Source organism: Candidatus Endolissoclinum faulkneri L5 (assembly GCF_000510265.1).
GTDB lineage: Bacteria > Pseudomonadota > Alphaproteobacteria > Thalassobaculales > Thalassobaculaceae > Thalassobaculum > Thalassobaculum faulkneri_A.
Genome location: NZ_CP006745.1, coordinates 14,622 through 26,796 on the forward strand (window position 1 = coordinate 14,622; position 12,175 = coordinate 26,796).

Consider the following 12,175-nt stretch of genomic DNA (forward strand, 5'->3'; position numbering starts at 1 on the left):
AGTTAAGTTGATTATTTTTTAATTTCTATGTGCTAATAAATAGCCTAAATAATTTTTATTATGACATATTGAGAAAACAACAATGTTTGTTAGCTGTAAATTCTTAGCAAGAGATTAGGATAATATCGCATCTCTTGCTATAAAAATAATTATACTAACTATTTTAATTAATTTCTTGAGGCAATGAAGAGAGGAAGAATTGTCTATGTATGAAATTTTAATACGTCAATTTTTAAAAACTAATATTTACTTAAGTAAAAGATTAGCTCGCGGTAAACAATGCTGTTATGCTTTATCATAAAAGAGCGTTTGTGTATTTGTAATTAATTCTTAGTGTTTTTAACGAAAATTAACTAAGATTTTAACAATTAGGCTTTATCTCTTTTGCATTGTAGTGTATAATTGCTTTATTATTTAAAGTATTTCGCATAAAATAAAAATTTAATTACTAATGTATATCTTAACCATTATGTGACTCATTTGTTTTTTATGGTTGAGATTATATTCATTTGTATATTTAGGCTAATTTTATCTAATTATTTACTAATATTTTCAAAGCTACTTTTTATTTTATGTTAGTGGAGCATGAACTTTGTCAATATAATATATGAGATCAATATGAGAATAAAATCTCGCTTTATAAAAGTATTGTTACTAATTAACAATACTTTTGGTAGAATTAATTCTGAGATTAATTTTTCTGAGCCTTAATTTGATCATCTATAATAACAGTTGTTTTTATAGCTCCTTTCCATTTAGTAGCCTAGGGAGGGTACTAATGATACCCATAGCATGCAACATAGTAATATTTTTTAGTGGTTTAATATGATTCATAGCAGACAATCCAAAACAACGAATTCTTTTTAATGGAATAAAATCATTAGAGAATAGCCGAGTTAATAAATCAGTGGCAGCTCCCATGCTCATAATGTCAATTCGTCGATTACGCTGGTATTTTTCTAGAACTGGAATGCTACCGATGTCTAGTCCTAACCTTGCTGCATCCACAATTACTTCTGCGATTACAGCAATATCTCGTACGCTTATGTTGAAGCCTTGGCCTGCTATAGGATGTAAACAATGGAATGAATCACCAATGAGCGCTAATCTTTTGGAAATTCCTGACTGCGCTATAGTTATTGCTAGCGGATATACAGCTCTGGGTCCTATTGACTTTAAAATTCCTCTAGAATCACCTAATCGCTCTTTTAGCGCCAAAGAAAAAAATTCATCATCTAGATTAGCAATTTTTTCAGCTACGGCATTACGCTCAGACCAAACCATAGCAGAGTGATTTTCTTGTAACGGCAGCAAGGCTAAAGGGCCACCTGGAAGGAAACGTTCGTATGCTACATTATGATGTCTTTTTGAATGTTGGATGGTATCCACTATGGCGCTTTGATGGTAATCCAAAGTGGTATATCTTATCTCGGCTAAAGTTCTTACTCGTGAATTACGTCCGTCTGCAGCAATTACAAGCTTAGATGCAATGACTTTCCCGCCCTCAAGGGTGAGTAACACTTGTTCTTTTTTTATCTCTAATGCTATAACTGATCGGTTATCAACAAAACTCACAAAACTTGAGTGGTTTTCTAATTGAGTTAATAACGATTCTTTTAGAGTGCTATTATTAACGATATGACCCATTGGTTCGGAGCCGATAGTACGGTAATCGTAATGTAGAGTACTGCTCGATCCCGCTTCAGAAACCAATATATCATATATAGGGTAAGCACTATCGGCGATCTTTTGCCATACGTCTAGTACAGTGAATAAGCGTCGTGAAGATAAAGAGATAGCTGTGGTACGTATGTCGTTTTTGCTTGCTAGAGCTTCGTATGGATTAATTTTGTCAACTAGCAAGCTAGGCAATCCGGCTTTAGCTAAAGCTAAAGCCAAAGTTAGCCCGGACAACCCAGCTCCAACAATAGTTATATCCATAGTTTATTAATTTTGGTTGCTTAAATAGCAATTCATGACTGTTTCTATAAGATAAAGTTACATGTAAGCTTTCAAAAAAAATTTTTCTCTTAAAATTAAACATCTAAGCCGAGCTTCTATTTCTTGCATAGACTATAAATTATTATTTAATATTAGTTGATAGATTATTACCAGTATTCTGGTCTATAACTTTCATCGATGGTTTAACTTTGCCGCGATCCTCAAAGCAAATAACTTCAACTTGATTATTTCTTTAATTATTTCGAAAATAGTTTTATTTCTTTGAAATTTAAATTTCTATTATTATAAAAATCAAACAACAAATTATTTACATTTATTGTTATAATTAACTTTTCAAATTAATTAAAAATTAAGTGATATTCTATCAATAATCAATTTATAATCCCAAATTGGTTATATGTGTATTCTTTATAGAGAAAAGGTATAATTTTGCTATTGCAAAACTTTAACTTAACTAGTAAGTAACTTTAAGATCTAAATGCACTTTTATTATTTATTTTTTAATCTAATCAATAATTAATTATGAGCAATAAGGCTACTTTGTTATGAGATTAATTAACTAAAATATACTCGTAGATATATTCACATCTTCTTAAGATAACTCTAGATCAAAATCTGATTATTTGTTTTTTTTGATTATAAAAAGTGATCATTTTAATTTTTATATCATATAATCTTTCTTGCATCTTCTACTAGCATAATTGGAATACCATTCCGAATTGGAAAGGCAAGGCCTGCATGTTCGCTTATGAGTTCTTGCTTTGCTTTATCATATACTAAAGCTCGTTTTGTGACAGGGCATACAAGAATATCTAATAGCTTGTGATCAAGTTCTATGGTATCGTATTCATTGATTGATACTGGCATATCTGAGTTTTGCATAAATTTCTCCCCTCAAAAACTACACAGCAACTATAACGTAGTTAATTACCATAGGTCATGTTTACTATGATAATTCGTAATAATTTTCTTTTGACATAGTTTAATTAAATTATTATGTCATTAATTAATTATTATGTCATTAATTAAAAATATGTTTATGTATTCAGAATACATATATTATCGAGAAACTTTAAGTAGATAAATATTATAACTTTAGTCCAATCAGAAGCCATACCCTTTTGCGGAAAAGCATGGCCATTGTAGTGTAATCTTTACAATATTTATAAACGCATCACTCGTAAAAATTTTTTATTTACTAAATATCCTTGAATCAAAATATACTCGATAAATTTTTAATTTTTATTCTATAAAGTTATAGATTATTAAAAATCTCTCTATAAAGTTATAGATTATTAAATAATCTCATAGATTTGTATTATAGTACATAATTTAATGCATTAATTCAGGATTGTTAATTTAACAAATTAATATGTAAAAGAATTTAGCATTATTTGTATAATCTTAATTGTAGAATTATCTACTACTTATGAATTTTGCACGAAATGTTGTTGCTGTTGCTGGCTATACCATGATAAGCAGAGCAACAGGTTTTTTGCGCGACATGCTAATCGCTTCTATTGGAGGCGCTGGCCCGGCTGCGGACGCTTTCTTTGTAGCCTTTCAAATTCCAAATTTCTTTCGTCGTCTGACTGGCGAAGGTGCTTTAACAGTTGCTTTTGTCCCGATGTTTGCCGAAATGATTGAATCTCGAAACAACCAATTAGCTATTGCCTTTGCAGCTCAAGTACAATCTATATTGCTACTCTTTCTTTTAATTTTATTGGCATTGGCTGAATTTACTACGCCTAATCTGATTATTTTACTTGCTCCTGGTTTTGTTGGAGATGATAATCGTTGTGGCATGGCCATCGAATTAACTAAAATCATTTTTCCTTATTTGCTGTTAATTTCACTTGTGGCCTTGTGGGGTGGGATGTTGAACAGTATAGGTAAATTTTCAGTGATGGCAGCAGCACCTATACTACTAAATCTAATTATGATAGCTTCCCTAATATTTCCGCCTGGAATTTTGGAAACGCCAAACCATTCATTGGCTTGGTCTGTTACGATTGCTGGTTTTGTCCAAGCATTTTTTTTAGCTCTAGCCTGTCATCGAGAGAGTATATTACCACCATTGTTGCTTCCGCGCTTGACGCCTGAGGTAAAGCGATTATTAGTATTGATTATACCAGCTGCTCTTGGTGCGGGTATAGTCCAATTAAACGCTTTTATTGGCATCTGGCTAGCTTCATTATTACCAACTGGTTCCATTTCTTACATCTATTACGCAGATCGAGTTATGCAGCTTCCTTTGGGCGTTGTTGGTGTAGCGATTGGTACCGCCATATTGCCTATGCTGGCTCGCCAGGTACGTACCGAGAACACCCGGGGAGCTTTGCTAACTCAGAATAAAGCCATAGAAGTTGGACTACTCTTGACTGTACCCGTCGCTATGTTTCTCTATTTGCTCGCTGATCCATTAATAGCTTTACTATTTCAACGTGGTGCTTTTTCAGTCGTGGATAGCGATAAAACTGCTAGCATTCTTGCGATTTATGTGGCTGGTTTACCTGCTTTCGTACTAATCAAAATACTTCAACCAGGTTTTTTTGCTCGTCAAGATACTTCTACTCCTGTTAGGATCGGAATTGCGATTACATTTGTTAATGTTTTTTGTAACATTATGTTTATACGAATATTTAATCAAATTAGCATTGCTCTTGCGAGCGTAATATCTTCCTGGATAAACGTGATTATGCTTGCTACTTTGCTTTATAGGCGTAGACACATTTTGATAGATAAGTGTTTGTTTGTTAGGACGCTGCAAATATTACTATCATCTGTGACGACTGCTTCTATAGTTAGTTTTTTGATAAACAAAATTGATCATCTACTTATTGGCACTAAACTTGAGCAGGCCATAGCTATTATCAGTTTATTTCTATCTGGTACCGTAATATATATTATCCTTTGTCTGATGATGCATATAATCTATATAAGAAATTATTCTCTTATATGGCGTAATTGCAGATAATATGACTTATTTTGTGCCATGCTTGTTATCGAGCAAGAGTGTTTACTTTAAGTAAGTACAATAATATTAATTTTTATCTAAATTTTTTCATAAAGTTAGCCTATATCATTAATCACCACTCATGGGTGAATAATTAGTATAAACATTGCACTACTTAGTTGTACGCGCTAATAAACTATCTTTAATTTATATATTTGGTTTAATATCGATAGAGTCATAATTTTATTGATATTTTATTACTATACTAGGGAAGCTGCTAATCTTCTTAGGCGCCATAATAATAGATTATTATGGGATTATTATGGCTAATTTTTTAAAAAATTATTAGTTTTATACTTAGTAATTATCTTTAAAAATTCTCTTTGAGATTTTAGTTATGCTGAAATTTAAGTGATTAATTTCTATACGATTATAGTAAGCGAGGATTGCAAATAGGATCGCAAAGTCTAATATGTACTATTAGACTATTTTCAGCCAGTAAGCTTATTTTATTAACCAATAAACTAAATATAAATATTTGGAAAGCACAAGGGTAATTTGTAGATCAGTGTATTTTTAATTGCTTGTGCCTAAAATCCATAAACGCAGTATTTCTTATTGATGTTATTATTTTTTTATAATAGTAGAGGATTTTTTATATTTAGTTAATATAAATCCTAAGCTTAATTAGAATGACTAAGTAACATTTAATTAATTTATTAATATGTTGACAATTCAATTAACCATTTCCGGTTAGCTTGCTAAACATTTTTCTTAACTATTGGCATTTTAAGTAGATAGTTTTTACTTTCTTTCTTATTAAGCTAGTTAAAAATTTTGTCCGTTTGTTTTGTATGAGTGATTTTAATAATAATTTTCTATTATATAGCTCCATCAAGTTTATTTTGGTAAGTATATAAATCAATATTGGCATTTTAATTAGTTTATTATAGATTATTACGATTAATAGATTATTACGATTAATTGATAATTTTTATATGATTTAATAGGTTCAACAAATTCGTAAAAGCAATTTACGTCTTGTGCAGCTGATGTAGATTTAAACATTAATATTTTGCTTATGTATCTTTTTGTTAAGAGTGGAGATAAATTCAGTTTTAAAACTAATACAATGTAATCTCAATTACCTTAAAATTTTCGATTAATTATTATAAGTAATTTCAGTAAATTTTACGCTTATATTTGCTTAGATTAATTGCAAATTTTTCTTTTTTGTTGTTATATAGCGATTATGTTAAGAGTAGTGCTTTTTGAGTACAGTTTTGCCATTTAGTCAACAAATTCAATATACATTATTTTATAATGTATATTGAATTTGTTAGCGAGTAACGCTTTAGTTTATGAAACGTATATTCTCTGGTATCCAACCGACTGGAAATATAACTTTAGGCAATTATCTTGGGGCTATTCAAAACTGTGTAAAGCTCCAAAATGAGGCATCGTGTGACTGTATTTTTTGTGTGGTTGATCAGCATGCAATTACTGTTCGGCGTAATACAGGTGCATTAAAACGATCAACGCAGGAGACAGCAGCTTGCTTGATATCAGCCGGTATAGATCCAAAAAACAGTATTTTATTTAACCAATCGCAAGTTGAAGAGCATATAAAGCTTGCTTGGGTGCTTGGCTGCTTAACCAGAGTTGGTTGGTTGAATCGCATGATTCAGTTCAAAGATAAGGTTGGTAAGAGTAAGGATAACGCAAGTGCTGGTTTGTGGTGTTATCCTATTCTGATGGCTGCTGATATTTTGGCCTATAAAGCTACACATGTGCCAGTTGGCGATGACCAGAAACAGCACATAGAGCTTGCTAGAGATATAGCTCATTCTTATAACTTTGAGTTTGGCACTGAGTTTTTTCCTTTACCGAAAGCAGAAATTTTAAGTAAATCATTTCGTATAATGAGCTTGTGTGATGGGAGGAAGAAAATGAGTAAATCAGATTCTTCTGATATGTCACGCATTAATATAACTGATAATGTTGATACGATTGCTTATAAGATTAAAAAAGCTAAGACTGATTCATATTCCTTGCCAAGCGAGGCATCGGGCTTAACTGGAAGAGCTGAGGCGCAAAACTTGATTACTATTTACGCTGCTCTATCAAACAAAAGCTTGGATGCAGCCATATTAGAATATGGTGGGTGTGGTTTTGGCCGGTTGAAGCAGGACCTAACTGAATTAGCAATAGAGGTGATAAGACCGATAGGCCTGGAAATAAGTAGGCTTATGTCTAATACTGATTATATAGATAATGTACTTGAAAAGGGGAGCGTACGTGCTCGCGCACTTTCCAAACCAATTGTTAGGGAAGTTTATGATACTATTGGTTTTTTATCTACTTAGTTTTATCTATTTGCTTCGATGATTCTAGCATATACTGATCATTTTTAAATTTGAATAAAATTCCAGATTTATTTTTACTTAATTCTTTTTGAAGAAGCTTGTTTTATTATTAATGGACCGTACAAGCAACGCTTATATTTAACACTATTGCTGAGTGTATAACATGCATGTTGATCTGTCAAACAAAATCTTCCATGCTGACTAATGTAAACTTGTACCATCTGTGTATATATTATAAATTTCTAGTATGGAGAAATACGAGTATGATTTTTGTCCTCTAATAATAGGAAAATTACAAACAGCCCTAGTCTGTCAAATATTATTGATCAGTGATTGAGTATGGATAAGCGTCATTTTTATTGGTTTATGGTTGCTTCTACATTTATATTCGCTATAGTTTAGCATGTTTTAATTATTTAGGTTAATATCGGATCAGATTCACTTGATTACAAATCTGCGTTATTATACTAAGTTCAACTGCATGCTATAATTTTTTAAGTGTACATGGTAAATACTTGACTGAGTAGCAAATTTCTCTTGTTAGATGATACCACATTCTAAATAAATTATCTTAATTTTGATCAAACTTATGATGTTATTAACTTAATGAGATTAAGTTAAGGATATTAATGATGAGATAATGAATGGACAGAGATGGAACTTTAGAGTAAAAATATTATTTTACTTATTCTTTAATGTTTGATTGCTTTAAATGCTTCATTTAATACATTAAATATCATAGCTTTTGTTACGCAGTCTAGCTTTTTACTCAACATAATCTTATCGTTTCTAGACTACAGTTAATTTTATTAAATTTGTGGTTTTCAAATCAAAACGCTATCACTCATAAAAAGCTTAAAGCTCAGGCAAGTAATGATAATTGTAAGCTATTTTAATTTGCTTGCGCGAGTAATTAACGTTTAATTAAACATAGCACAAAGCATGCTTGTTAATATAAAAGTTATATATTAATTGTGATATTGATCAGCAAGTTAAAGTTTACTTTTTGTTGTAAGCAATCTCAAGATAATTAATGGTAGTTTGATAAAAATTTTTACAAATGAAGACCAAATAAAGTTATTTATACATTATTACTAAAGTATAAGCTTGGAGCGGTAATCTTTATTTAGTTTAAAGCGTTGTCAATATTGTATGTAAGTTATTATATTTGATTACATAATTATAATAGCCTCGAAGTGCTATATTTCGCTATATATGAGATATTAAAGAATATTCAAATATATTATTTATTATAGTTGATAATATAAACACGAGTAAAGCTAAACTAGTATTTATAAAAACTTAGTGTGTATTTAGTAACTTTTCATTAATTCGATAGATGTCATAATTACTCGATACTTATCTACAAACTTATTCTTGAAGAGCAATCCATATTATATGATGATTATAATAAGCATAACTTCATTATAGTTAATTAGGTGTGATGCCTGTAATTCATAGTTTTGCTTTTGTCATTAATAAGGGTTATTAATTAATTGAAATTATTGTGTATATAGTTAGGTATGCGAGGTTTTATGAACCATATACTCAATCTCCTCTCCGGGGAAGAGATTACTATTATCGTTTTTGCGATTGTTCTTATTGTTTTAGTAATTAAAGGTATTAGAATTGTACCGCAAGGCGAGCAGTGGACGGTAGAGAGGTTTGGTCGGTATGTATATACTTTAGAACCAGGGCTGAGTTTAATCAATCCATTGTTTAGTCGAATCGGTAATAAAGTTAATATGATGGAAAATGTACTTGACATTCCTGAACAAGATGTAATTACTCAAGACAACGCACCTTGTCGGGTTGATGCTATTGTTTTCTATCAAGTAATAGAGGCTCGTAGGGCAGTTTATGAAGTCAGGCATTTAGAATCAGCGTTGGTAAATTTAGCTCTGACTAACATCCGATCAGTGCTCGGAAGCACTGATCTTGATGCGGCTTTGTCTTCGCGCGATGAGATTAATAGTCATATTTTGAAGGTGATGGATGCGGCTACCGATCCTTGGGGGACAAAGATAACAAGAGTAGAAATTAAAGATATTGCTCCACCCAAGGATTTGCTAGATGCAATGGCTAGTCAGATGAAAGCAGAACGTGAGAAAAGAGCACAGATATTAGACGCGGAGGGCTATCGAGCTGCTGCTATTCAACGCGCTGAGGGTAAAAAGCAGTCTGAAATTTTGAATGCTGAAGGTGAACTAGTTGCTGCTCAGCGACAAGCAGAAGCGAGAGAGAGATTAGCTAGAGCTGAAGCTGAAGCTACTAAATTTGTGGCTGAAGCAATTGGTTCAACTGGCACTAATGCCGTAAAATATTTTATCGCTCAGAAATATATTGAGGCTTTGTCTAATTTTGCTAATTCACCAAATCAAAAAACTGTCTTTGTTCCTATCGAAATGTCTTCAATCGTTGCTTCTATTGGCGGTATTAAGGAATTGTTAAATACAGTTTCTACTGGAACTGAATTGTCAGCTACTCCTCCTATATCTAACGAACTCCACCCAAAATGAGTAGTTAATCTTTGGATCATGTGTGCTCGATGATAAATCCGGAAGCGTGGCATTGGACTACCTTAGGCTTTTTGCTAATGGCTTTAGAGATGCTTCTGCCAGGTAGTTTACTTTTATGGTTTGGTTTGTCAGGTCTTGTTCTAGGGTTTGTTCTGTCTGCAGTTGATATGATTTTTTCTTATCAGGTTGCTTTGTTTGCTTTGTTTGCTTTGTTTGCTTATTGGCCAATAAGAGTTTTTACTACTGCTCACCGATCGTGTAGTGAATTGGCAACGGTTGCAGAACTAAATCAGCGTGGTTATTCCTTGATTGGTCATCGTATAACTGTAACCGAAGCAGTGATTAATGGTTTTGGTGCTGCTAGAGTAGGTGATTTACGTTGGCGAATTGCTTGTGAAGAAAATCTTGAAGTTGGATCATTCGTTAAGGTGATCGCAGTTATTGGTATAACTTTACAAGTACATCGACTTTCTTCTGTAATTGATGAATCTTTTAAGGCTCGATGAATTTATGTTGCAAAAGAATCTTTGATTGTTTTGATTTTATAGATTAATTTGATTTTATTTACGCTCTTTCTTGATGTGAATTAATTCTATTAAGCATAAAAAAATAATATTAAATTGTTTATGTCAATTTAATATTATGAATCTTAGACTATCTTTGTTTAATTTTTGATTATTAATCTATAAAATTAATAGTAAACAAACTTAATCTATAAATATAAGCCTTTTCATTTAGATCCGATAGATCAATCTATTCTATTTCCTCGTCTGGTTTAGCTAGGCTATAAAGATCAAACTTGCTAGAAAAATATATTTCATACAAACTTTAGCAAATAATTTATTCTAAAAATCTTAATTTATTTTTTTAACATATGAACTTGTTGCATTAATGCTCGGCTAAGATATAATAAATTGATTATCTATGTAATATTATTTTGTAATTAATATTGAAATCAGAGTAAGACGCTGACTAATGTAGATATATTTTTAATCTTATAGATGTTTAAGCATGAGATATTAAATAAATCGGCTGAATCCTGTAGGCAATAGGCAGTATTATTTAATATTTATAAAAATCAACAATTTATAATATTATTACTGCTTATTTAAGCAATAAGAAAAATGAGTTATCGCACTGCTTGCCCTCCTTCTGATATACTTAATCATCCTACTTTTAAGATAGGTCTTATTGGGGTTCTATTAGTTAATCTTGGTACTCCAGAATCAACTGACATCATTGATGTGCGCCGCTATTTAGCTCAATTTTTGTCAGATCGTCGTGTAATTGAACTTAACCCTATTTTATGGCAGATGATTTTGTATTGCTTTATTCTTCGCACACGTCCACAGAAAACTTCTAAAGCTTATCGCGCTATTTGGATGAAGGAAAGCAATGAATCTCCCTTACGTCATTATACTCGTAAAGGGGCACTTAGGTTAAAACAACGACTTGATCCGACAGAAACAACGTTAATTGTTGATTGGGCTATGCGTTACGGAAAACCTTCTATCGGGGATCGTATGCGTGCCTTACAGGAAGAAGGATGTGATCGAATGTTGATTGTGCCGCTTTATCCACAGTATTCTGCTTCCACAACTGGAACAGTTATTGATGAAGTTGCTCGTGAGTTACTAACCATGCGATGGCAGCCAGCAATTCGTACTCAACCTGCTTTTTATGATGATCCAGCTTATGTCGAAGCAATTGCTATGTGTATTGAAAAACATTTATCTACTTTAGACTGGCAACCTGAGGTCATTCTAGCTTCTTTTCATGGATTACCTAAAAGGTATCTGCTATCTGGTGATCCGTATCATTGTCATTGTTTAAAAACTGGGCGCTTATTGCGAGAAAGATTAGGATTAAACACAAATACATTCCGTCTGGCATTTCAGTCCAGGTTTGGCAAAGAAGAATGGTTACAACCCTATACCGACGAGGTCATTGCTGCTCTATCACACAATGATGGATTTAAACGTCTTGTCGTAGTTATGCCAGGTTTTGTTGCAGATTGTGTTGAGACTTTAGAGGAGATTGGTATGCAGGGTTGCGAAACTTTTAAAAGAGCTGGCGGTACTCATTTTTCTGTTGTTCCTTGTGTTAATTATAGTGAAGCTGCGATCAATATGTTAGAAACTCTCATTATTAGAGAATTATGCGGCTGGTGGAATAAATGTTAAATATATTAGCTTAGATAAACTGATATCTTAGATATCAGTTTATCTTTAATTGATATAAAAAACAATTTTAAAAGTAATACCATGATACTTTAGGATCTAAGTGATTCTTTGTGTATTTAAATCTGCTATTACGCTAGAATAAGAGAATGACTTGTTCGTCTTGAACATTGTAATACTCTGAAGTTTATT

7 protein-coding genes are annotated in these 12,175 nt (G+C 32.0%); 5 read left to right on the forward strand and 2 right to left on the reverse strand.

Annotated features, from left to right (window positions below):
• Window positions 1–738: 738 nt before the first annotated feature.
• The gene (locus P856_RS00060) at window positions 739–1,941 is read right to left on the reverse strand and encodes a UbiH/UbiF/VisC/COQ6 family ubiquinone biosynthesis hydroxylase (RefSeq protein ID WP_025300151.1); all 1,203 of its coding nucleotides are present in this window, start codon (window positions 1,939–1,941) and stop codon (window positions 739–741) included.
• A 687-nt stretch (window positions 1,942–2,628) separates the two neighbouring features.
• On the reverse strand, window positions 2,629–2,844 hold the full coding sequence (locus tag P856_RS00065) for a Trm112 family protein (protein ID WP_044214802.1): 216 nt from the start codon (window positions 2,842–2,844) through the stop codon (window positions 2,629–2,631).
• Window positions 2,845–3,391: 547 nt separating this feature from the next.
• On the opposite strand from P856_RS00065, the gene murJ reads away from it, so the two are divergent.
• The 5 genes from murJ (at window position 3,392) to hemH (ending at window position 11,986) form a co-directional block, all read left to right on the forward strand.
• On the forward strand, window positions 3,392–4,939 hold the full coding sequence (gene murJ, locus P856_RS00070; protein WP_025300153.1) for a murein biosynthesis integral membrane protein MurJ: 1,548 nt from the start codon (window positions 3,392–3,394) through the stop codon (window positions 4,937–4,939).
• A gap of 1,340 nt (window positions 4,940–6,279) precedes the next feature.
• Window positions 6,280–7,284: a tryptophan--tRNA ligase gene (gene trpS, locus P856_RS00075; RefSeq protein WP_025300154.1), complete on the forward strand. Its 1,005-nt coding sequence runs from the start codon at window positions 6,280–6,282 to the stop codon at window positions 7,282–7,284.
• Between the two features lie 1,535 nt (window positions 7,285–8,819).
• Entirely contained in the window at window positions 8,820–9,803 is a 984-nt protein-coding gene (locus tag P856_RS00080) for an SPFH domain-containing protein (protein WP_025300155.1), read from the forward strand.
• A 29-nt stretch (window positions 9,804–9,832) separates the two neighbouring features.
• Window positions 9,833–10,309: an NfeD family protein gene (locus tag P856_RS00085; protein WP_044214804.1), complete on the forward strand. Its 477-nt coding sequence runs from the start codon at window positions 9,833–9,835 to the stop codon at window positions 10,307–10,309.
• A 618-nt stretch (window positions 10,310–10,927) separates the two neighbouring features.
• Window positions 10,928–11,986, forward strand: coding sequence for a ferrochelatase (gene hemH, locus P856_RS00090; protein WP_025300157.1), 1,059 nt, complete (start codon window positions 10,928–10,930; stop codon window positions 11,984–11,986).
• The last annotated feature ends 189 nt before the right edge of the window (window positions 11,987–12,175 follow it).

Bases quoted from the DNA above. Each gene is read 5' to 3' on its own strand.
- P856_RS00060 (WP_025300151.1), bottom strand. From the start codon at position 1,941: ATGGATATAACTATTGTTGGAGCTGGGTTGTCCGGGCTAACTTTGGCT.
- P856_RS00065 (WP_044214802.1), bottom strand. From the start codon at position 2,844: ATGCAAAACTCAGATATGCCAGTATCAATCAATGAATACGATACCATA.
- murJ (WP_025300153.1), top strand. From the start codon at position 3,392: ATGAATTTTGCACGAAATGTTGTTGCTGTTGCTGGCTATACCATGATA.
- trpS (WP_025300154.1), top strand. From the start codon at position 6,280: ATGAAACGTATATTCTCTGGTATCCAACCGACTGGAAATATAACTTTA.
- P856_RS00080 (WP_025300155.1), top strand. From the start codon at position 8,820: ATGAACCATATACTCAATCTCCTCTCCGGGGAAGAGATTACTATTATC.
- P856_RS00085 (WP_044214804.1), top strand. From the start codon at position 9,833: ATGATAAATCCGGAAGCGTGGCATTGGACTACCTTAGGCTTTTTGCTA.
- hemH (WP_025300157.1), top strand. From the start codon at position 10,928: ATGAGTTATCGCACTGCTTGCCCTCCTTCTGATATACTTAATCATCCT.